21 protein-coding genes are annotated in these 20,395 nt (G+C 73.4%); 13 read left to right on the top strand and 8 right to left on the bottom strand.

Annotation, left to right across the window (positions count from 1 at the left end; genetic code table 11):
* Positions 1-2 precede the first annotated feature (2 nt).
* The 4 genes from PKE99_RS30590 to PKE99_RS30605 are packed head-to-tail and all read left to right on the top strand — an operon-like array spanning position 3 to position 5,145.
* Positions 3-1,625, top strand: a complete 1,623-nt coding sequence (locus tag PKE99_RS30590) for an ABC transporter substrate-binding protein (RefSeq protein ID WP_037051571.1) — start codon at positions 3-5, stop codon at positions 1,623-1,625.
* Complete coding sequence (locus tag PKE99_RS30595) at positions 1,626-2,594, top strand: ABC transporter permease (RefSeq protein WP_231498388.1); 969 nt, start codon at positions 1,626-1,628, stop codon at positions 2,592-2,594. It begins immediately after the preceding gene.
* On the top strand, positions 2,591-3,514 hold the full coding sequence (locus PKE99_RS30600; protein WP_037051569.1) for an ABC transporter permease: 924 nt from the start codon (positions 2,591-2,593) through the stop codon (positions 3,512-3,514). Before PKE99_RS30595 ends, PKE99_RS30600 begins: the two co-directional genes overlap by 4 nt.
* Positions 3,496-5,145: a dipeptide ABC transporter ATP-binding protein gene (locus PKE99_RS30605; protein WP_037051568.1), complete on the top strand. Its 1,650-nt coding sequence runs from the start codon at positions 3,496-3,498 to the stop codon at positions 5,143-5,145. Before PKE99_RS30600 ends, PKE99_RS30605 begins: the two co-directional genes overlap by 19 nt.
* Before the next feature lie 52 nt (positions 5,146-5,197).
* Here PKE99_RS30605 and PKE99_RS30610 read toward each other — a convergent pair whose 3' ends face one another.
* A complete protein-coding gene (locus tag PKE99_RS30610) occupies positions 5,198-5,380 on the bottom strand; it encodes a hypothetical protein (RefSeq protein WP_037051565.1) in 183 nt (60 codons plus the stop codon).
* A 464-nt stretch (positions 5,381-5,844) separates the two neighbouring features.
* On the opposite strand from PKE99_RS30610, the gene PKE99_RS30615 reads away from it, so the two are divergent.
* Positions 5,845-6,234, top strand: coding sequence for an STAS domain-containing protein (locus PKE99_RS30615; protein ID WP_156068015.1), 390 nt, complete (start codon positions 5,845-5,847; stop codon positions 6,232-6,234).
* Here the strand turns inward: PKE99_RS30615 and PKE99_RS30620 are convergent.
* The 3 genes from PKE99_RS30620 to PKE99_RS30630 all read right to left on the bottom strand — a co-directional run bounded on the left by PKE99_RS30620 (position 6,231) and on the right by PKE99_RS30630 (position 8,532).
* Positions 6,231-6,629, bottom strand: coding sequence for an ankyrin repeat domain-containing protein (locus PKE99_RS30620; RefSeq protein WP_037051559.1), 399 nt, complete (start codon positions 6,627-6,629; stop codon positions 6,231-6,233). The two genes, PKE99_RS30615 and PKE99_RS30620, sit on opposite strands and share 4 nt — an antisense overlap.
* Before the next feature lie 5 nt (positions 6,630-6,634).
* Positions 6,635-7,792: a luciferase domain-containing protein gene (locus PKE99_RS30625; protein WP_051738078.1), complete on the bottom strand. Its 1,158-nt coding sequence runs from the start codon at positions 7,790-7,792 to the stop codon at positions 6,635-6,637.
* A gap of 80 nt (positions 7,793-7,872) precedes the next feature.
* Entirely contained in the window at positions 7,873-8,532 is a 660-nt protein-coding gene (locus PKE99_RS30630) for a helix-turn-helix domain-containing protein (protein WP_231498387.1), read from the bottom strand.
* Between the two features lie 131 nt (positions 8,533-8,663).
* Between PKE99_RS30630 and PKE99_RS30635 the strand changes: the two genes are divergently transcribed.
* Together PKE99_RS30635 and PKE99_RS30640 are read left to right on the top strand one after the other, a co-directional pair.
* Complete coding sequence (locus PKE99_RS30635) at positions 8,664-9,419, top strand: SDR family NAD(P)-dependent oxidoreductase (RefSeq protein WP_037051556.1); 756 nt, start codon at positions 8,664-8,666, stop codon at positions 9,417-9,419.
* Positions 9,420-9,471: 52 nt separating this feature from the next.
* Positions 9,472-10,110 carry a luciferase domain-containing protein gene (locus tag PKE99_RS30640; RefSeq protein ID WP_156068013.1) on the top strand — a complete coding sequence of 213 codons (639 nt, stop codon included), beginning with the start codon at positions 9,472-9,474 and terminating at the stop codon, positions 10,108-10,110.
* Between the two features lie 80 nt (positions 10,111-10,190).
* On the opposite strand, the gene PKE99_RS30645 is transcribed toward PKE99_RS30640, so the two are convergent.
* Positions 10,191-10,628: a DUF1707 SHOCT-like domain-containing protein gene (locus PKE99_RS30645; RefSeq protein ID WP_037051553.1), complete on the bottom strand. Its 438-nt coding sequence runs from the start codon at positions 10,626-10,628 to the stop codon at positions 10,191-10,193.
* 75 nt (positions 10,629-10,703) lie between these two features.
* Positions 10,704-12,824, bottom strand: a complete 2,121-nt coding sequence (gene glgX, locus PKE99_RS30650) for a glycogen debranching protein GlgX (RefSeq protein WP_037051550.1) — start codon at positions 12,822-12,824, stop codon at positions 10,704-10,706.
* Between the two features lie 188 nt (positions 12,825-13,012).
* Here glgX and PKE99_RS30655 point away from each other — a divergent pair, with 188 nt between their 5' ends.
* Positions 13,013-14,191 (top strand): acyl-CoA dehydrogenase family protein, encoded by a 1,179-nt coding sequence (locus tag PKE99_RS30655; RefSeq protein ID WP_037051547.1) that lies wholly within the window; start codon positions 13,013-13,015, stop codon positions 14,189-14,191.
* Positions 14,192-14,206: 15 nt separating this feature from the next.
* On the opposite strand, the gene PKE99_RS30660 is transcribed toward PKE99_RS30655, so the two are convergent.
* Entirely contained in the window at positions 14,207-14,749 is a 543-nt protein-coding gene (locus tag PKE99_RS30660; protein ID WP_037051545.1) for a VOC family protein, read from the bottom strand.
* 41 nt (positions 14,750-14,790) lie between these two features.
* Between PKE99_RS30660 and PKE99_RS30665 the strand changes: the two genes are divergently transcribed.
* A complete protein-coding gene (locus tag PKE99_RS30665) occupies positions 14,791-15,393 on the top strand; it encodes a hypothetical protein (protein WP_037051542.1) in 603 nt (200 codons plus the stop codon).
* A gap of 3 nt (positions 15,394-15,396) precedes the next feature.
* Here the strand turns inward: PKE99_RS30665 and PKE99_RS30670 are convergent, their stop codons facing one another.
* Positions 15,397-16,173, bottom strand: a complete 777-nt coding sequence (locus tag PKE99_RS30670; protein ID WP_231498386.1) for an IclR family transcriptional regulator — start codon at positions 16,171-16,173, stop codon at positions 15,397-15,399.
* A 143-nt stretch (positions 16,174-16,316) separates the two neighbouring features.
* On the opposite strand from PKE99_RS30670, the gene PKE99_RS30675 reads away from it, so the two are divergent.
* From PKE99_RS30675 to PKE99_RS30690, 4 genes are read left to right on the top strand one after another with little or no spacing between them, the layout of a single operon-like run.
* Positions 16,317-17,168 (top strand): isocitrate lyase/PEP mutase family protein, encoded by an 852-nt coding sequence (locus PKE99_RS30675; RefSeq protein ID WP_197040824.1) that lies wholly within the window; start codon positions 16,317-16,319, stop codon positions 17,166-17,168.
* A gap of 2 nt (positions 17,169-17,170) precedes the next feature.
* A complete protein-coding gene (locus PKE99_RS30680) occupies positions 17,171-18,439 on the top strand; it encodes a 3-isopropylmalate dehydratase large subunit (RefSeq protein ID WP_197040823.1) in 1,269 nt (422 codons plus the stop codon).
* Positions 18,436-18,966, top strand: a complete 531-nt coding sequence (locus tag PKE99_RS30685) for a LeuD/DmdB family oxidoreductase small subunit (RefSeq protein WP_037051540.1) — start codon at positions 18,436-18,438, stop codon at positions 18,964-18,966. Before PKE99_RS30680 ends, PKE99_RS30685 begins: the two co-directional genes overlap by 4 nt.
* A gap of 40 nt (positions 18,967-19,006) precedes the next feature.
* Positions 19,007-20,305, top strand: coding sequence for an MFS transporter (locus PKE99_RS30690; protein ID WP_037051538.1), 1,299 nt, complete (start codon positions 19,007-19,009; stop codon positions 20,303-20,305).
* Positions 20,306-20,395: the final 90 nt, after the last annotated feature.

The raw sequence follows: 20,395 nt of genomic DNA on the forward strand, positions 1-20,395 counted from the left end.
CGATGACCGCCAGATCCCGCCGGGCCCTGCTGCTGCCGGCCCTGCTCTCCGCCGCCGCCGTGGCGCTCGCCGCCTGCGGCGGCTCCGGGGGCGCCACGTCCGGCGCCGACGCCGGACCGCCCCGGCCCGGCGGCACCCTGCGCTTCGCCGTGTCCAGCGACCAGGGCTGCGTGGACCCGCAGCAGGTCGGCAGCAACGACACGATCTACTCGCTGCGCCAGATCGTCGACTCGCTCACCGACCAGGACCCGCAGACCGGGGAGCTCGAGCCCTGGCTGGCGACCTCCTGGCAGACCTCGCCCGACGCGAAGAGCTACACCTTCACCCTGCGCGACGGCGTGACCTTCTCCGACGGCACCCCGCTCGACGCGAACGCGGTCAAGGCGAACCTCGACCGGGTCCCGCAGATCGGCGCCCGTGGCACGCTCCCCAAGGGCTACCTCGCCGGCTACCAGGGCACCACCGTCACGAGCCCGACGCAGTTCACCGTGAACTTCAGCCGGCCCAACGTGCAGTTCCTGCAGGGCACCTCGACGCACAGCCTGGGGATCCTGTCCCCGGCGACCGTCGTGAAGTCCGACGACGAGCGCTGCGCCTCGGTGATCGGCTCCGGCCCGTTCACCGTGCAGAACTACGTGAAGAACGCGTCGCTGACGCTCGCCAAGCGGCCCGGCTACAACTGGGGCTCGGCGCTCTTCGCGCACCAGGGCGAGGCCTACCTCGACACCGTCGAGTTCCGGATCGTGCCGGAGTCCGGCGTGCGGACCGGCAGCCTGCAGTCCGGCGAGGTCGACGCGATCGGCAGCATCGGCCAGCAGGACGAGGCACCGCTCTCCGACGCCGGCGCGCAGTTGCTGGCCCGCTCCAACCCGGGCATCACCTTCGGCATCGGCTTCAACTTCACCAAGCCGATCGTGTCGGACCCGGCCGTGCGGCAGGCCCTGTCGCTGGCGATCAACCGGCAGGAGGTCGTCGGGGCGGTCTACACCTCGCAGACCACGCCGGCGACGAGCGTGCTCGCCTCCACCACCCCGTCGTACGCGGACGAGTCGGCCGGCCTCGGGTTCGACCTGGAGAAGGCCAAGGCGACGCTCGACGCGGCCGGCTGGGCCCCGGGCCCCGACGGGATCCGGGTCAAGGACGGGCAGCGGCTGAGCTTCCCGCTGTCCTTCGCCAACAACGCGGGGACCAACAAGCCGAGCCTCGAGCTGATCCAGCAGCAGGCCAAGGCCGCCGGGATCGACCTGCAGGTCCAGGAGTTCCCGATCGCCCAGTTCCCCACGATCCAGTCCTCGGGCGACTTCGTCGCGATCTGGGGCAACCTGACCCGCGCCGACCCGGACATCCTGCGCAGCTCCTTCTCCACCGCCGGCGCGAACTACTACCGGGTGCCGCCGAGCCCGCTGGAGGCGCTGCTGCAGCAGGAGGCCGCCGAGCCGGACCCGGCGAAGCGCACGCAGATCGTCGCGCAGGCCCAGCAGGAGCTCCTCGCGCAGGGCTTCTACGTGCCGGTCGCCGAGCTCACGACGGTGCTCGCGGTCGCGCAGGACGTGCACGGCGTGACCTTCGACGCCTCCTCCCGCATCCAGCTCCACGACGCCTGGAAGAACGACGGAGCGCAGTAGATGAGCGCACCCGGCACCCTGCCCCGCTACCTGCTCCGGCGCCTCGGGACCGCGGTCGCGGTCCTGTGGGCGGCGTACACGGTCAGCTTCGTCGTGCTCTACCTGCTGCCCGGTGACCCCGTCACCACGATGGCCAGCGGCGGGCTCGACGGCGAACCGCTGACTCCGGAGCAGATCGAGGCGCTGAAGGCGCAGTACGGCTTCGACAAGCCGCTGATCGTGCAGTACGGCACGCGGCTGTGGGCGGCGCTGCACGGCGACCTCGGCGCCTCCATCCAGAACGGGCAGGACGTCCGGGGCGCCATCCTCGAGGCGCTGCCGCCGACCGTGCAGATCGCGATCGGCGGGCTGCTGGTCGCGGTCGTGCTCGGCGGCGGCCTCGCGATCGCCGCCACCTACACCTCGCAGCGCTGGCTGCGGCAGCTGCTGATGGCACTGCCGTCGCTCGCGGTGTCGCTGCCGGTGTTCTGGGTGGGCCTGATGCTGGTGCAGGTCTTCGCGTTCGGCCTGCACTGGCTCCCGTCGGTCGGGGCGTCGGGTTTCCCGGCGCTGGTGCTGCCGTCGCTCACCCTCGGGCTGCCGATGGGGGCGCTGCTCGCGCAGGTGCTGGCCAAGAGCCTGACCACGGTGCTCGACGAGCCGTACGTCCAGACCGCGCGGGCCAAGGGCGTCGGGCGGGCGGCGATCCACGTGCGGCACGCGCTGCAGAACGCGGCCATCCCGGCCCTGACGGTGCTCGGCTACGTCGCCGGGAACCTGCTGGCCGGCACCGTGGTCGTCGAGACGGTGTTCACCCGGCCCGGTCTCGGCCGGCTCACCGTGCAGGCCGTCGGCGTGCAGGACATCCCGCTGGTGCAGGGCGTCGTGCTGTTCGCGTCCCTGGTGTTCGTCGGCGTGAACCTGCTGGTCGACCTGATCTACCCGGTCCTCGACCCGAGGATCGCCAAGGGGGTGCCCGCGACATCGTGACCGAGCTGCTGATCCGGGAGGGCCCTCCCGACTCGTCCGGCACCGCGCCCGGGTCGTCCGTCGCGCTGCCCATTCCGCCGACCCGGCGGGAACGCCTGCACCGCGTGCTGCGCTTCCTCGGGCGCCGGCCCGGCCTCGTCGTCGCCTCCCTCGTGGTGCTCCTCGTGCTGGTGGCGGCGTTCGCGCCGGGTGCCCTGGCGCCGGGGGACCCGAACGTCGGCGTCGTGGCCGACAAGCTGCGCCCGCCGAGCGCCGCGCACCTCTTCGGCACGGACTACCTGGGCCGGGACGTCTACACCCGGGTGGTGCACGGGGCATCGCTGTCCCTGCAGGCCACCGTGATCGCGGTGGCGGTGGCGCTCGTCGTCGGCGGGCTGCTGGGGCTGCTCGCCGGGTTCGTCGGCCGCTGGGTCGACGAGGCGCTGATGCGGGTGGTCGACGTGCTGCTGTCGATCCCCGCGATCCTGCTGTCCCTGGCGCTGATCACCGCCCTGGGCTACGGCACGATCAAGGTGGCGATCGCCGTCGGTGTGGCGAGCGTGGCGAGCTTCGCGCGGGTCATGCGGGCGGAGACGATGCGGATCCGCCGGTCGACCTACGTCGAGGCGGCCCGGGCCGTCGGCACCCGCCGGTACGTGACGCTGTGGCGGCACGTGCTGCCCAACGCCGCCGGCCCCGTCCTCGTGCTCGCGGTGCTCGAGTTCGGGCTCGCGATCCTGGCCGTGTCCTCGCTGTCCTTCCTCGGCTACGGCGCCCCGCCGCCGGCCCCCGAATGGGGCTCGCTGATCGCCGAGGGCCGCAACTACCTGGCGACCTCGTGGTGGCTCTGCGCCATGCCGGGCCTGACGATCGCCGCGACCGTGCTGTCGGTGAACCGGATCTCCCGGGCGCTCGACGGGGAATGGAGCCGGGCCCGGTGAACAGCATTCTGGAGGTCTCCGGCCTCGACGTCGGGTACCGGATCGCGGGCGGGCACATCCACGCGGTGCGCGGCGCCTCGCTGACCGTGAGGGAGGGCGAGGTCGTCGCGGTCGTCGGGGAGTCCGGGTCCGGCAAGTCCACGCTGGCCCAGGCCGTGATCGGGCTGCTGCCGGGCAACGGCGCGATCGAGGGCGGGAGCATCCGGCTGGGCGGTTCGGCGGACACCACCGAGCTGACGGCGTTGTCCGAGAAGGCCTTCCGCGCGGTCCGCGGCCGTCGGATCGGGCTGGTCCCGCAGGACCCGACGGTCTCGCTCAACCCCGTGCAGCGCGTCGGCGTGCAGGTCGGCGAGGTGCTGCGGGTCCACGGGCTCGCCGACAAGCGCAGCGCCCGGCTGAAGGCCGTGGAGCTGCTGGCCAGGGCCGGGCTGCCCGACCCCGAGGTGCGGGCGGGGCAGTACCCGCACGAGCTCTCCGGCGGCATGCGGCAGCGCGTGCTGATCGCGATCGCGATCGCCGCCCGGCCCGGACTGATCATCGCCGACGAGCCGACCAGCGCCCTCGACGCCACCGTGCAGCGCCGGATCCTCGACCACCTCGACGCGCTGCGGGCCGAGACCGGGACGGCGATGCTGCTGATCACGCACGACCTCGGGGTGGCGGCGGACCGGGCGGACCGGGTCGTCGTCATGTCCGGCGGGCGGATCGTGGAGGAGGGTCCGGTCGACCGGATCCTCGCCGACCCGGCCGACCCGTACACGCGCACGCTCGTCGCCGCCGCGCCCGGCCTGTCCGCCCCGCCCGCGCCGCGGATCCCGCCGCAGCCGAGCGGCCGCCCGATCGTGCAGGTCAGCGGCCTGACGAAGGACTTCCCGCTGCCCCGCCTGCAGGGGAGGCGCGGCGTGCTGCGCGCGGTCGACGAGGTCTCCTTCGACATCGCCCGCGGCGAGACGCTCGCGCTGGTGGGGGAGTCCGGCTCCGGGAAGTCGACCACGGCCCGGCTCGTGCTGCGGCTGGCCGACCCGACCGCCGGCGAGATCCGGTTCGACGGCGCCGACATCACCCGCGTGAAGGGCCGCAACTGGCGGGAGCTGCGCCGACGTGCCCAGCTCGTCTACCAGAACCCGTACGCCTCGCTCGACCCGCGCTTCTCGGTCGAGGAGGTCGTCACCGAGCCGCTGCGGGCGTTCGGCGTGGGCAGTCCGGCGGAGCGGCGCGCCCGGGCGGCCGAGCTGGTCGGGCGCGTCGCCTTGCCGGCGTCGGTGCTGGCCCGCAGACCGGTGGAGCTCTCCGGCGGCCAACGGCAGCGGATCGCCGTCGCGCGGGCCCTCGCCCTGTCCCCGGACCTCGTGGTGTGCGACGAGCCGGTGTCCGCCCTGGACGTCTCGGTCCAGGCGCAGGTCCTCGCACTGCTCGAGGAGCTGCAGACCGACCAGGGCCTCGCCTACCTGTTCATCTCGCACGACCTCGCCGTGGTCCGCCGGATCGCCCACCGGGTCGGCGTGATGCGCGAGGGCCGGCTCCTGGAGCTGCGGCCCACCGAGGAGCTCTTCACCGACCCCCGCGAGGACTACACCCGCGAGCTGCTCGGGGCGATCGCCGGCCGCCGGCACGCCACCGAGGCCGCCTGACCCGCCGCTCCCGCTGCCGGCGCCCGGCGGAGCGGTCGGCACCCGCTGTCGGTCACCACGCGGCTCGCGTGAACGCCGGGCGGGTGCGGCGCAGCCGCAGCACGCGCCAGGAGCGGTTGCCGATGCGCGGCCGGTGCGGCTGCCACCAGGAGGGCCGGTCGGCCGACGCGACGGCGGCGACGGCGTGCCGGGACCGGCCTCCGCTGCGGGCGAGTGCGAGGACTTCCTCGTCCATCGGGATGACTCCGAATCCGATGTTGGAGTGATTGCGGTCACTCCGAGCGTATCCACGCACTACGCGGAGTGGTCCATGCCGCGGTCCGGAATCGTCGGTGAATGGCGAGACGCCGACGGTGAACGGGATGGGGACATCTCGCGAACGAACGAGGCCGGGAGAGGCGGGACATGATCGGCGAACGCGTGCACCAGCGGCCCACAGCCGAGCGCTGGATGCACGGACACCACGATCATGGTCGACGGTCGACCACGCTGATCAGCGGTTGTGTGCACGGACGGCGCTCCTCGGTGCCGTCGACGCACAGAATCCGCGCTCACCCGCACCGACGGTGACGTGACCGGCGAGCTGACGGCTCCCCGCCGGCCGGGATCCACGTTCGGAGCGCGGAGGCGATCTCCACGCGGTACGGTCCACGCACGGGTGAAGAAGGCCGCCCGGCCCTCGACGAGAGGAGGCGGCCGATGACGCTCGCCCATCCCGCTCCCATGGCCATCGACGTCCCGGAGCCGGGCGCGTACACCATCCGGCTCCGCGGGCACCTCGACCGCCTGACCGGCGCCCGGCTGCTCCGGCTGGTCGACGCGCGGCTCCAGCTCGCCCGGCACGGGCACGCCGCCACGCGGCACGTCCTGATCGACGTCGCGGACGTCGACTCGATCGGCCCGGGCGCGCTCGCGGCGCTCACCCACGCCCAGCACGCCGCCGACCGCAGCGGCGTCACGCTCGACCTCGTCGGGGCGGGGGCGCTCGCCGGGCGGCTGGGCACGGTGGACCGGCAGGCGCTCGCGCGGTTCCGCTCGTTCCCCACGGTCGCCGCGGCGCTCGCGGGCCTGGAGGCCGAGGGCTGCTAGGCCGTGCGGTGGGCGCGGAGGAGCTCCTGCATCTCGGGGAGCCCGAAGAACTCCGCGGTGGCGAGCGCCGACCGGCCGCCCAGGTCGGGGTCGCCGCCGGCCGCGAGCAGGGCCCGCACCGACTCGGCCGACTGCCGGAAGGTCGCGGCGGACAGCGCCGTCTGCCCGCGGTCGTTCGCGCGGTCCGGGTCGGCGCCGCGGTCGAGCAGCGCCCGCACCGTGTCCGGGTGGTCGTGGTAGGCGGCGAGGATCAGCAGGGTGTCGCCCTTGTCGTTGGTCAGGTCCGCCGGCAGGCCCGCGTCGACGTAGGCGGCCAGCTGGGCCGCGTCCCCGTTCCGGGCCAGGTCGAACATGCGGTGGGCGAAGGCGATGGTCTCCCCGTCCGGCTCCGGCATGCCGGTCAGCCTAGGTGCGGCGCGGGGCCGCCGCCGGTCGCGGCGCGGTGCGCCGCGGTGACCAGGGCGGCCGCCACCGCAACCTCGTCGTCGTCGCGCGCCGCCGGGACGAGGACCAGCCCGGCCGCGAGCCGGACGCCCGCGAGCGGGTGGGCGAGGGCCCAGCCCTTCCCGAGGGCGTCGTAGAGCAGCGCCTCGGGGAGGGCGAGGTGCAGGCTGCCGTCCGGGTGCAGGTGCGCGAGCTCGTTCTCCGCCGGGTGGACCAGGGCCGCGGAATCGGCGGGACCGTCCAGGAACAACGCCCGCGTGCCCGCCGGGCCGATCACGGCCGGCGCCGCCCGGCCGAGTCCGCGGATCCGCTCCCACAGCGCCGCCTGCCGCGTGCCGGGCGGCCCGACCGGCAGCTGGGGCAGGCCGGGCGTGGTGTCGGGCGGCTCCCCGGCCCGCTCCGGCAGCCGGCCCAGCCCGGGCCAGGTGGGCTCCTCGCCGTCGGGCAGGGGGTTCTCGCCGTGGGCGCGGAGGAAGTCGAGGCGATCGCCCAGCCAGCTGCCGGCCGCCGCGACGACCGACCCCGCCAGCGTCCCGCCGTCGGGCGTGCGCGCGACCCGGACCGGCGCGCCCGACCACCGCCGCAGCCAGTCCCAGGTCCGGTCCAGCAGCGGCGCGGGGGTGCGCGGGTCGGCGTCGGCGTGGGCGAGGAACACGGGCATGCCGCGCAGCGCCCCGCGGGGCGGCTCGGGGTCGAGCGGGACGGCGCCGTGCAACAGGACCGCGCCGGAGAACCGCTCCGGCGCGCGCAGCATCAGGTGTCCGGCCAGCGCGACGCCACTGCGGAAGGCCAGCAGCAGCACGCAGCGGTCGGGGTGGCCCTCGGTGTCCAGCCAGCGCAGCAGCCAGTCCCCGGCGTCGGCCAGCCCGGTGGGGTCCGGCCGCCCGTCGGTCTCGGCGAACCACGCGAACCCGCGCTCGACGGCCAGCGGCGCCCGGACGGCCACGTACGCGACCGGGCCGTGCGGCAGCCACGGCGAGATCTCGATCATCGAGTGCTCGCTGGTCCCGTTGCCGTGCAGCACCAGCACCAGCGGCGCCGCCGGGTGCGGCGACCCCCACCGCGCGACCATCGGCTCGTCGCCGGGACCGGTGGAGCGCGCGCCGACCGTCATCCGGCGACCGTAGGACGCGGGACGGGGCGGGCCCGTCTCAGTTCGACGCACCGCCCGCGGGGTTCTCGGAGCGTGCCGCGTCACCCTTCGCGCAGGTCGCCGTACGCCACCACGGACAGGAACCGGATCGGCAGGGCGACGAGCTCGCGCGGACCGTGCACACCCTCGCCGTCGAGCTGCAGCGCGTCGCCCGGGCGCAGGGTGTAGCTGGACTCGCCGTGCCCGTAGAGCATCTCGCCCTCGAGCATGTAGAGCAGCTCGGTGCCGGGGTGCTGGAACAGCGGGAACTCCTCGCTGCGCTCGGTGAGCGTGACGAGGTGGGCCTCCATCCGCTTGTGCGGCCCGCGCAGGGCGCCCAGCAGGGTGTAGTCGTGGCCGACACGGGTGCCGCGCGCGACGATCCGGGCGCCGGACCCGGCCGGGGTGAACACCGCCTCGCGCGGGGTGTCGGCGCCGCGGAACAGCGAGGTCACCGGCACGTCGAGGGCGTCGGCCAGCCGGGCGAGCGTGGTCAGGCTGCACGAGGTCTGGGCGTTCTCGATCTTGGAGAGCATCGGCTTCGAGATGCCGGTGCGCACGGCCATGTCCGCCAGCGTCAGCCCGGCGGCCTGGCGCAGCCGCCGCACCTGCACGGCGATCGCCCGCTCGAGCCGGCCCTCCTGCGGCGCGGGCTGGTCGACCTCGCGTGCGGCCGGCCCGTGCTCCGGGACCTGCCGCACCTGCTCGCTCGCACCCTCCACGGCGGCGAGGCTAGTCGGCGGGGTGCGCCCCGCCGCACGCCCGTTCCCTCGACGCACCTCCGGATGGCACGATCGGAACCGTCCTGAACGATCGATCAGGACGGGATGTGCGACGACGGACGGGAGCGGGCGTGATCGACCTGACGGGCCTCAACGCGGTGGTCACCGGTGGCAACGGCGGCATCGGGCTGGGCATGGCGACCGGCATGGCGAAGGCCGGCGCGAACATCGCGATCTGGGCGCGGGACGAGGCGAAGAGCGCGGAGGCGGTCGCCGGGCTGGAGAAGCTGGGCGTGCGCGCCCTGGCCCTGACCTGCGACGTCGCCGACGAGGCCCAGGTGGCCGACGCCATGGAGCGCACCGTGTCCGAGCTCGGGCCGCTGGGCTGCCTGGTCGCGAACTCGGGGACCTCGGGCCGGCACACCGTGGTCGAGAGCTCGCTCGAGGACTGGCGGCGGATCATGAGCGTCAACCTCGACGGCGCGTTCCTGACCTGCCGGGAGGCCGCCCGCCGGTTCGTCGACCAGGGCTCGGGCGGCTCGATCGTCGTCGTCAGCTCGATGATCGCGGCCTTCGGCGGCGTCGGGCAGTCCGCCTACGCCGCCAGCAAGACGGGGCTGCTCGGGCTGAGCCGCACGCTCGCCGTCGAGCTGGCCCGGCACCGAGTGCGGGTGAACGCGCTGATCCCGGGGTGGACGGTGACCGGGCTGAGCTCGGGCGGCTACGCCGACGACCGCTTCCGCACCGCGACCACGCAGCGCACCCCGGTGCGGCGGTGGGCGGACCCGGCGGAGTTCGAGGAGGTCGGCGCCTACCTCGCCGACCCGTCGTTGACCTTCCACACCGGCGACGAGGTCCGGATCGACGGCGGCTACACGATCTTCTGAGCGGGGCGTGCGGAGCGAGCACCGGTACCGACGCTCTGGGACCCTGGACCGGGTGAGCACGACGAGACGGAGCGGCGTCGCCGGGGTCGTGGTCGGCGCGGCGGCGGCCGGGATCGGCTGGGCCGCGCGCGACTACCGGCGGTGGAAGGCCCTGGGCCCGGGCGGGGTGCCGGCGAACCCGGTGGGGTGGCTGGCGGTGAGCGGGATGCGGCTGCGTGCCCGCGATCCCTACACGTGGCGGGAGGCGGGCAGCGGGGACGTCGACCGCGGGCTGCTGACCCTGCCCCCGCGGGCGGGGGAGCGGCCCGAGGTCGGCCCGCACCCCGTCCCGCACCGGGTCCTCACCCAGCACGCGGACCAGGCACGGGTCGCCGCCCTGCAGGACGTGGTCGAGGAGCTCGCCGGGCGCGACGACCTGGAGATGCGGACGAGCGGCTGGGAGAAGCACCATCCCGCGCTGTGGCGGACCGGCGGCGCCGAGATCGGGCACGTCCACCCCGCGGACGGGTCGATGCACGTCGTGCTCGCCCCGCTCGACGCCCGCGTGGTCGTCGCCCGCCGGTGGGGCGAGTTCCACCCGCTGGCGGGCCGGATGCTGGGCCTGCCCGAGGGCTACGTGCTGCTCTACCCGCCGCGGACCGACGCCGAGATCGGGTATCTGCGGTCGATCCTCGAGGCCGCCGCCCGCTGACCGGTGCCGAGCGGTGCCGACCCGGTGCCGGGCCGGTCCCGGGCGCGGCGCCCACCCCCCGCGGCGCCGCGCCCGAGGTTCTAGTGCCGACTTCCGGAGGGCCGGCTGCCGCAGACCTGGCGCCCGGACAGGGTGCCGAGGAGGAGCATCGCGCCCCACGGCCCGGCGACCCAGATCGGCCAGAAGGGCAGCGGGTGCCCGGCGCCGAGCGACGTCGCCACCCACACCACGAGGCAGATCGCGTTCACCACGATCCACGGCACCCACGCGGCCACGAGCGGGGCCGGCGGGACACGTCGGGCCCGGACCGGAGCCGGCTGCGCCGCCTGCCGCGTCGGCAGGTCGGCGAAGACCGCGTCGAGCTCCCTGCGGGTCCGGGCCGCGTAGACCCGGTCGACCCGGCGCTCGTACTCGGCGAGGTCGAGCCGCCCCGTCCCCACCTCGGCGGCCAGCCGGGCCGCCCCGCGCTCCCGCTCGTCGTCGCCGATGCGGATCCCCGTCCCGCCCTGCTCGGTCATCGCGAACCACCACCCCCGTCGGACGCCACGAGTGTGCTCCGGTCACGACCGACATGTCAAGTTCGACATGTCAGTTCAGGACGGCGGGACGGCGCACCTCAGCACGACCATCGAGCGGGCCTGGATCCGCATCCGCGCCCCGGCCTTCTGGGTGCGCCGGCGCGTGTTCGCCAGCAGGGGGTCCGCGGTGTCGACGGCCGTCTCCCAGATCCGGCCGTACTCCTCGCCGGGCAACGTGAACTGGACCTGCTGGTGGTGGGTGTTGATCAGCAGCAGGAAGGAGTCGTCCACGATCCGCACGCCGAGGTGGTCGCGGTCCGGGATGCCCTGCCCGTTGAGGTAGATCGCCAGCGACCGGGTCTGCGGGCGCTGCCAGTCCTCGTCGGTCATGTACGCGCCGTCGGGCCGCAGCCAGGCGATGTCGTCCATGCTGGACCCCTGGATGGGCCGGCCCTGGAAGAAGCGCTGCCGGCGGAAGATCGGGTGCTTGGCACGCAGCGCCGTGAGGCACCCGACGAACTCGGTGAGCACCTCGTGCTCCCGGGCGCGCTCCCAGTCGACCCAGGACAGCTCGTTGTCCTGGCAGTAGACGTTGTTGTTGCCCTGCTGGGTGCGGCCCAGCTCGTCGCCGTGCGCGATCATCGGCACGCCCTGCGAGAGCAGCAGCGTGGTGAGGATGTTGCGCTTCTGCCGCTCACGCAGCGCGTGGACCTGCACGTCCTCGGTCGGGCCCTCCGCACCGTGGTTCCAGGAGCGGTTGTGGCTCTCCCCGTCCCGGTTGTCCTCGCCGTTGGCCTCGTTGTGCTTCTCGTTGTACGAGACGAGGTCCTCGAGGGTGAAGCCGTCGTGCGCGGTCACGAAGTTGATCGACGCGATCGGGCGCCGGTTGTCCGCCTCGTAGAGGTCCGAGGAACCGGTGAACCGGGCCGCGAACTCGCCGAGGCTGGCCGGTTCGCCGCGCCAGAAGTCCCGGACCGTGTCGCGGTAGCGCCCGTTCCACTCCGTCCACAGCGGCGGGAACCCGCCGACCTGGTAGCCGCCGTCGCCGACGTCCCACGGCTCGGCGATCAGCTTCACCTGGCTCACCACGGGGTCCTGGTTGACCAGGTCGAAGAACGCGGACAGGCGGTCCACCGCGTGGAACTCGCGGGCGAGCGAGGAGGCGAGGTCGAACCGGAAGCCGTCGACGTGCATCTCGGTGACCCAGTAGCGCAGCGAGTCCATGAGCAGCCGCAGCGACTCGTGGTGGCGGACGTTGAGGCTGTTCCCGGTGCCCGTGGTGTCGAAGTAGTACATCGGGTCGCCGTCGACGAGCCGGTAGTAGGCGTGGTTGTCGATGCCGCGGAAGGACAGCGTCGGGCCCAGGTGGTTGCCCTCGGCCGTGTGGTTGTAGACGACGTCGAGGATCACCTCGACGCCCGCCCGGTGCAGCGCCCGGACCATCGACTTGAACTCCGCCACCTGCTCGCCCCGGGTGCCGAAGCAGGCGTAGCCGTTGTGCGGGGCGAAGAAGCCGATGGTGTTGTAGCCCCAGTAGTTGCGCAGGCCCTTGTCGTCGAGTGTGGAGTCGTGCACGAACTGGTGCACGGGCATGAGCTCGACGGCGGTGACCCCGAGCTCGCGGAAGTGGTCGATCATCACCGGGTGCGCCAGGCCGGCGTAGGTGCCGCGGACGTCCTTCGGGATGTCGGGGTGGCGCATGGTCATGCCGCGCACGTGCGCCTCGTAGACGACCGTCTCGTTGTACGGGATCCGCAGCGGGCGGTCGTCCTGCCAGTCGAAGTACGGGCTGACCACGACGGACGTCATCGCGTACGGGCCCGAGTCCTGGTCGTTGTAGGAGTCGGGGTCGCCGAAGCGGTAGGAGAACAGCGCCTCGTTCCAGCGGTACTCGCCGTCGATCGCCTTCGCGTAGGGGTCGAGCAGCAGCTTCGACGGGTTGCACCGCAGTCCCGCGTGCGGGTCGTACGGGCCGTGCACCCGGTAGCCGTAGCGCTGCCCCGGCCCGACGCGCGGCAGGTAGCCGTGCCAGATCAGGCCGTTGCGCTCGGGCAGCACCACGCGCTCCTCGGTGCCGTCGTCGTGCACGAGGCACAGCTCGATGCGCTCGGCGACCTCGGAGAAGATCGCGAAGTTGGTGCCTCCCCCGTCGAAGGTCGAGCCCAGCGGGTAGGGCGAGCCGGGCCAGATGTGCACGTGTCCTCCGAAGCATGACGAGCGGGAGACAGTTCTAACCCGCCCGGGCGACGTCGGCCACTCCGGGCGATCCGGCGGCGCCGACGTTGGGCCGGGCGGGTGTGGTGCGGGGTGACGGGTGGGGGATCGGGTCGCCCGCGCGGCGATGATGGAATCACCGCGCACCGTCGCCGACCGGAAGGACCGCCGTGGACTTCACACTCCCCGAGACCGCCCTCGCCGTGCAGGAGGGCGTGCGCGCGATCGGCGCCCGCTACGACCACGCCTACTGGTCGAGGCTGGAGGAGGAGCACCGCTTCCCGTGGGAGGTCTGGAGGGACCTGGCCGACGGCGGCTGGATCGGGCTGACCGTGCCGGAGGAGTACGGCGGCGGCGGGCAGGGGATGCTCGAGCTGGCCGTGGCCTGCGAGACCCTGGCCGCCTCGGGCGGCACCGGCGGGATCTTCCTCTACGTCCTCACCCCCGGCTTCGGCGCGACCACGCTCGCCCGGCACGGCACCGAGGAGCAGAAGAAGCGGCTGCTGCCCGGCCTCGCGTCCGGCGACACCCAGTTCTGCATGGCCCTCACCGAGCCCGACGCCGGCAGCGACGCCCTCCGCATCCGCACCCGCGCCGTCCGGGACGGCGGCGACTTCGTGATCAACGGCCAGAAGATCTGGATCTCCGGGCTGGAGAACGCCGACTGGATGATCGCGATCACGCGCACGATCCCCGCCGAGGAGGCGAAACCCCGCACCGGCGGGTTCACCCTGTTCCTGGTCGACGTCAAGGAGGCGGTCGCCGCCGGGACGCTGCAGTACACCCCGATCCCCAAGCTGGGTAGCAACGTCGTCACCTCCAGCCAGGTCTTCTTCGACGACCTGCGGGTGCCCGCCGGGAACGTCCTCGGCGAGGTCGACGGCGGCTTCTCGGTGCTGTGGGACGTCCTCAACCCCGAGCGCATCCTCGCCGCGGCCGGGGGAGTGGGCACCGCCGACGCCGCGCTCGACGTCGCCGTGCGGTACGCGAAGGAACGCGAGGTGTTCGGCCGCCCGATCGGCGCCAACCAGGGCATCCAGTTCCCGCTCGCGCAGATCAAGGCGAAGACCGAGCTGGGCAGGCTGATGACCTACAAGGCCGCGTGGCTCTTCGACCGGGGCCTGCCCTGCCACGCCGAGACGAACATCGCCAAGCTCACCGGGGCGCAGGTGGGGTGGGAGGCGGCCAACCAGGCCTTCCAGACCTTCGGCGGCATGGCGTACTCGAAGGAGTACCCGGTGGAGCGGTTGTTCCGGGACTCCCGCATCGCCCGCAACATCCCCGTGGCCGAGGAGCTGGTCCTCGCCCACGTCGGCACCCAGGTCCTGGGGCTGCCGCGGAGCTACTGACGAGCGGTGTCCCGCTCAGGACAGGACGAGCGGCGGGCCCGAGTCGAGGAGCAACCGCAGCGAGGGCGCGCCGTCCGGGGTGATCGAGAGACCCGGGAGCGTGGGTCCCGGCGGGACCGCCCCGGTCAGCCGGGTCGCGACGATGCCGGTGGCGCCGCCGGGGTGCGGGGGACCGGGCCGGTGGGCGAGGCCGGTGAGCTGGGCGTCGGACAGCTCGGCGACCGCGAGGAACGGCATGTCCGGGTCGCCCTCGTGCACCGCGAGCGTCGGCCCGTTCGGCACGGTGTAGCGGCGGAAACGCCCCTCCGGCAGCGTGCCGCGCAACACGATCCCGAACGGGTACGCGGTCCGGGCGCAGCGCGCCGCGAACCCCAGCCCCGACGCCCGCTCGACCTCCGGCTCGTCGATCCAGAGCAGCTCGACGTAGTGCCGCGCGAAGACGATCCGCCGGTTGCGGGTGCCCTGCCCGACGTGCCGGGTGCCGTCGTCGAGCAGCAGCCCGTCCGGCGGCTCCGGGGGACCGGGGAGGAAGGCGATGAGGTGGTCGAGCTCCAGCACCCGTCCAGCATCCCGCGCCGGGCCGCGGGTACGCAGGTGGGGTGATCGATCGTTTCGACGGCTGGATCGCCGGCCTGGGCACGGGCTCCGGGCTGCGCGTCGTGGTGGGGCACTGGCCGCGCTCCCCGCTGGGCCCCTTCACCGACGTCATGGTCGAGCGGCCGGACGGGCACCGGCTCCTGCTCGCGCCCGACGACCGCGTCGCCGGGTTCGTGTCCGCGACGTACACGTTCGACGAGGTGCGGATCGGTCCCGTCGACCACGAGATCCGCGGGGACCGCCGGCAGGTCCGCGCGGGGCCGCTGGAGTGTGCGTTCCGCGTGGGCGGGCGGACGCCGCTCGGCCTGCTGCTCCGCGCGGTGCCGCGGCCGCTCGCGACCGCACCCCGCTGGATCGGCACGATCGACGCCGTCGCCCGCCGCGTCCTGCCCGGCGTCCGGACCGTCGGCAGCGCGGGCGGGGGTCGCACCGAGTACTACGGCGCGCTCGACCTCCACCGCCTCACCGCCGCCGTCGTCCGCTGGGAGGGGGAGGACCGGGGTCCCCTCACGCCGGTCCGGCCGCCCGTCCGTTTCGGCTTCGGCTCCACCCCCACCGCCCCCTCCCTGGTCCGCATCACCACCCTCGTCACCCGGGAGAGCTGATCACTAGAGGCGCGCGGCGGCGACCGTCGCGCTGAGGCGGGCGGCGACGGCGCGGACGGCCGCGGCGCGGGACTCGCCCGCCGCACCGGCGAAGTCCTCGCTGCGGCCGCCGAGGCTCAGGGTGGCGACGAGGGAACCGTGGTGGCCCAGGATCGGGGCGGCGACGGCGGAGACGCCGGTGAGGTAGTCGTCCCGGCTCCGGGAGACGCCCTCGGCCCGGACGTGCTCGAGGTGCGCGGCGAACTCCGCGGGGTCGACGTGCGTCTCGGACGTGAAGGCGGGCAGGGGTTCCGCCAGCACCCGCGCCCGGATCGTGGGATCGAACGCGACCATGGCCACCGGGGCCGCGGCCGCGTGGTACGGCAGCACGGTCCCGATCCCGACCGCCGCCAGGACCAGCGGCTTCCCGCCCTCGACGCGGTCGATGCACACCGCGCCCGCCTCCGCCGGGACCATCAGGAACGCGGTGTCCCCGAACTCCGCGGCGAGCGCCTCCAGGGCGGGCCGCGCCTCGGCGCGCAGGTCGAACTCGGCGAGCGCCGCGGCGCCGATCGCGAAGAGCGGCATGCGGATCCGGTAGGCGCCGGCCGCGTCCCGGGACACCCAGCCCGCCTCGACGAACGTGGTCATCAGCCGGTGCACGGTCGGCTTGTTCAGCCCGGACAGGGCGGTCAGCTCGGCGAGCGTGATCACCGGGCGGTCCGCGCCGAAGTGACCCAGCAACGCACAGGCCCGCAGCACCGACCCGACGGTCTCCCGACCGCCTGCCTCCTCCGTCACGGTCGCCAGGTTAGTGATCGCCGTGCCGACGGTCTGCCGCGCGGGCTTCGCCGACGCGTGATGCAGGCGTCTTGACACCGCCCACCTCCCTCGCCCATATTTTCGGAACGCGTATCGCATAACGATACACAGAGAGGTGGACAGTGGAACTGCGCGAGAAGATGACCCAGGGGCTCGTCTACGCCCCCGGGGTCTGGGACGGACTGACCGCGCGGCTGGCCGAGCAGGCCGGCTTCGACGCCCTGTGCGCGTCGGGCTTCGCGATCTCCGCCGCGCTCGGGTACCCGGACGCCGAGCTGTACACGATGTCCGAGAACCTGCAGGCCGTCCGCGTGATTCGGGAGTCGAGCACCCTGCCGGTGATCGCGGACATCGACACCGGCTACGGCAACGCCGTCAACGCCGCCCGCACCGCGCGGCGGTTCGCCGACGCCGGGGTCGCGGCGGTCTTCATGGAGGACCAGCGCTCCCCGAAGCGCTGCCCGCTCATCCCGGGCGCCGAGGTGGAGCTCACCGAGCTGCCCGAGGCCGTCGGGAAGGTGCGGGCGGTCAAGGAGAACGCGGGCGACATGATCGTCATCGCGCGGACGGACGCCAAGGGCGACGAGGCGCTGCGCCGCGCCGAGGCCTACGTCGCGGCCGGTGCCGACATGATCATGCCGGTGACCAAGACCTTCTCCACGGTGGAGGAGTGGGCGAAGTGCCACGAGCTCGTCGGGGTGCCGCTCATGGCCACCCTGACGGCGTCGGCGTGGACCGAGCGCGAGTTCACCACCGAGGTCATGGAGCAGATCGGCGTCCGGCTCGCGCTGCTGCCGACCCAGATCCTCATGGCCGTGACGGGCGCCGCGCAGCGCTGCCTGACCCGCCTCGCCGCGGGCGAGCCGCCCGCGGCGGTCAGCGAGGACGGGTTACCGCACCACGACTTCGTCGGGCTGATCGGCATGGACGAGATCGAGCGGCAGCAGCACGCCTATCTCCCGGCGGGAGGCTGACGATGGGCTCCACGATCACCGAGAAGATCCTCGCCCGGGCCGCCGGCACGGACGCCGTGCAGGCCGGCGACAACCTCCCCGCCCGCCCGGACTACATGATCGCGTACGACTTCCCGGGCTACACGGACGTCATGTTCCGGCAGATGCACGACGACTTCGGCATCCGCACCCTGAGCGACCCCGAGCGCTACGTGATCTTCATCGACCACATGCTCACCAAGGGCAACGAGAAGGAGCAGGAGGTCCACCAGGTCACCCGCGACTGGTGCGACTTCTACGGCATCGAGCTCCACGAGGCCCGCGGCATCGGCCACCAGGTCATGGCCGAGCTGGGCTACGCGCTGCCGGGCACCTTCCTCATCCACTTCGACGGCCACATCTCCGGCGCCGGCGCGTTCGGCGCGTTGGGCTGGGGCGTGCGCCGGGACCTCCTCGAGGCCTGGGTCTCCGGGCAGATCTTCCTCGACGTCCCCGCGACCACCCGCTTCGAGCTGGACGGCGAGTTCGCGCCCGGCGTGGACAGCCGGGACCTGGTGCACCGCATCATCGCCGACCACGGCGCCGACGGCTGCGCGCACCAGGTCATGGAGTACGCCGGGCCGGGCGCTCGGGCGATGTCGATCGACCGCCGTCAGGGCCTGTGCGGCATGGCGATGTTCACCGGCGCCGTCTCCGCGGTGTTCGAGCCGGACGAGAAGGCACTCGCCTACGCGAACCGGGTGGCGCGCAAGGAGTTCACGCCCCTGCTGCCGGACGCGGACGCCGAGTACACCGCCGTCCACCACTACGACCTCTCGACGATCACACCGCAGGTCGTGCTCCCGGGGTCCGCGCGCAGCGCCCACACCCGCAGCGCCGCCGAGCTCACCGGCACCCCCGTGACCAAGGCCTTCATCGGGTCCTGCGCCTCCGGCCGGATCGAGGACATCCGCGCCGCGGCGCTGGTGCTCGACGGCCGCACGGTCGCCTCCGGCGTCGAGCTCAACGTGGTCCCCACCTCGGACGCCGTGCACAGGCAGGCGGAGGACGAGGGCCTGCTCGACGTGCTGCGCAAGGCCGGTGCGCAGATCGCGCGGTCCAGCTGCGACTTCTGCTTCGGCTACCAGAAGCCGCTGCAGCCGGACGAGAACTGCATCTCCACCGGCGTGCTCAACATCTCCGGCCGGATGGGCAGCACGGCGGCGAACATCTACATGGGATCGGCCTACACCGTCGCGGCGAGCGCGGTGGCGGGCACGATCACGGCCGCCGAGGAGGTGTCCCGCTCATGAGCGCCGCCCGTGACTACCCGCCGCCGCCCGACCTGATCGAGGGCCGCGTCGCCTGGGTCTTCGGCGACGACTTCGACATCGACCTGGTGATCGGCGTCGAGAACATCAAGTCCTACGACGCGGAGTTCCTGCGCAGCAAGGTGATGCAGGCCTACGACCCGACCTTCGCCGACCGCGTGCGGCCGGGGGACGTGATCGTCGGCGGCCGGAACTTCGGCTACGGCCACCCGCACTACCCGCCGATGGTGGCGCTGCGCGACCTCGGGATCGCCGCGGTGCTGGCCGAGTCCTTCTCGCCCGGCTTCTGGCGCGGCGAGACCTACAACGGCATGCCCCTGCTGACCGTCCCCGGCATCACCGACGCCGTGACCACCGGCGACGACGTGTCCGTCGACTGGCGCAAGGCCGCCGTCACACTCGCGGACGGCGCCCGGCTGCACGGCACCCCACCCAGCGACCGCGTGGTCCGGGTGATCGAGGCGGGCGGCTCGCTCAAGCTGCTGCTCGCCGAACACTCCCGCGTCTGACCCTCCCCGCTCAGCCCGCTCAAGGACGAACGGAACCGCCATGACCACCACGGCCGCGTCGCCGACCTCCACCCTCTCCGCCCGCAGAGCCGCCCTCGCCGGCGGTGTGGGCACGCTGATCGAGTACTACGACTTCAGCGTCTACGCCTTCCTCGCCGTGACCCTCGGCCCGCTGTTCTTCCCCAGTGACCAGCCCGCGGTGTCCGTGCTGCTCACCCTGGCCGTGTTCGGGTCGGCGTACGTGATGCGCCCGCTCGGCGGCTGGTTCTTCGGCCGGCTCGGTGACCGCCGCGGCCGCCGGCACGCGCTCGTCGTCACCGTCGTGACGATGGGACTGTTCTCCGGGATCCTCGGCATCCTGCCCAGCTACGCCACCGCCGGCGTGCTCGCGCCGATCCTGCTGGTGCTGGTCCGGCTCGCCCAGGGCTTCTCCGCCGGTGGCGAGATCGGCGGCGCGGCCACCTACGTCGCCGAGTCCGCCCCGCCCGGCCGGCGCGGGCTGTTCGGCTCGCTGACCCCGGTCGGCTCCACCCTCGGCTTCTCGGTCGCCGCGGCCGTCGTCGGCCTGGTGACGGCGCTGACCACGCCCGAGCAGATGGCCTCCTGGGGCTGGCGGGTGCCGTTCCTGATCGCGCTGCCGCTGGCTGCGATCTGCCTCTGGGTGCGGGTCCGGCTGGAGGACACCGCCGAGTTCGAGGCGATGGCCGAGAAGCACGAGGTCGAGCGCAGCCCGCTGCTGACCGTCATCAAGGAGAAGCCGGGCTCCGTGCTGCGGGTCATCGGCATCGCGATCGCCATGAACGGCACCGGGTACGTCGGCCTGACCTACTTCTCCACCTACCTCATCCAGACCGAAGGCTTCGACAAGCAGTCGGTGTACTGGGCGTCCGCGATCGGCATCGCGCTGGCCTGCGCCACCTACCCGCTCGCCGGGATGCTCACGGACCGCTTCGGCCGCCGTCCGGTCCTGATCTCGGCCTACGTGCTCTACCTGATCCTGGCCTGGCCCGCGTTCGCGCTGCTCGGCGCCACGTCCAGCATCGTGGTCGTCACCCTGGTCTACGTCGTCTACATGGCGGTCAACGGCCTCGCGCAGGTGCCGGCGTTCCCGCAGTTCACCGAGCTGTTCCCGCGCCGGATCCGGTACACGGGCGTGGCGCTGGGCTTCAACATCGGCACCATCCTCGCCGGCGGCACCGCGCCCTACGTCGCGGCGCAGCTGGTGGAGAGCACGGGCAACGCGATGTCCCCCGCCTTCTGGGTGCTGGGGGTGGCGCTGGTCGGCCTGGTCACCGTGTTCACGCTGCGGGAGACCGGCAAGGACCGGCTTCCCGTCTGAGATGTCATGGCCCTACCCCGGGCCGCCTTGAAGGATGAGAATCTGGGCGGGGTCGGCTGTGCTCGTTCGCGCTTGGTGCACGTGAACCCG

Origin of the sequence: Pseudonocardia halophobica, from assembly GCF_027922425.1 — a bacterium.
GTDB lineage: Bacteria > Actinomycetota > Actinomycetes > Mycobacteriales > Pseudonocardiaceae > Pseudonocardia > Pseudonocardia halophobica.

Excerpts from the sequence above, each read along its gene's own strand:
- PKE99_RS30590 (WP_037051571.1), top strand. The coding sequence starts at position 3 with ATGACCGCCAGATCCCGCCGGGCCCTGCTGCTGCCGGCCCTGCTCTCC.
- PKE99_RS30595 (WP_231498388.1), top strand. The coding sequence starts at position 1,626 with ATGAGCGCACCCGGCACCCTGCCCCGCTACCTGCTCCGGCGCCTCGGG.
- PKE99_RS30605 (WP_037051568.1), top strand. The coding sequence starts at position 3,496 with ATGGAGCCGGGCCCGGTGAACAGCATTCTGGAGGTCTCCGGCCTCGAC.
- PKE99_RS30610 (WP_037051565.1), bottom strand. The coding sequence starts at position 5,380 with ATGGACGAGGAAGTCCTCGCACTCGCCCGCAGCGGAGGCCGGTCCCGG.
- PKE99_RS30615 (WP_156068015.1), top strand. The coding sequence starts at position 5,845 with ATGACGCTCGCCCATCCCGCTCCCATGGCCATCGACGTCCCGGAGCCG.
- PKE99_RS30620 (WP_037051559.1), bottom strand. The coding sequence starts at position 6,629 with ATGCCGGAGCCGGACGGGGAGACCATCGCCTTCGCCCACCGCATGTTC.
- PKE99_RS30625 (WP_051738078.1), bottom strand. The coding sequence starts at position 7,792 with ATGACGGTCGGCGCGCGCTCCACCGGTCCCGGCGACGAGCCGATGGTC.
- PKE99_RS30645 (WP_037051553.1), bottom strand. The coding sequence starts at position 10,628 with ATGACCGAGCAGGGCGGGACGGGGATCCGCATCGGCGACGACGAGCGG.
- PKE99_RS30680 (WP_197040823.1), top strand. The coding sequence starts at position 17,171 with ATGGGCTCCACGATCACCGAGAAGATCCTCGCCCGGGCCGCCGGCACG.
- PKE99_RS30685 (WP_037051540.1), top strand. The coding sequence starts at position 18,436 with ATGAGCGCCGCCCGTGACTACCCGCCGCCGCCCGACCTGATCGAGGGC.
- PKE99_RS30690 (WP_037051538.1), top strand. The coding sequence starts at position 19,007 with ATGACCACCACGGCCGCGTCGCCGACCTCCACCCTCTCCGCCCGCAGA.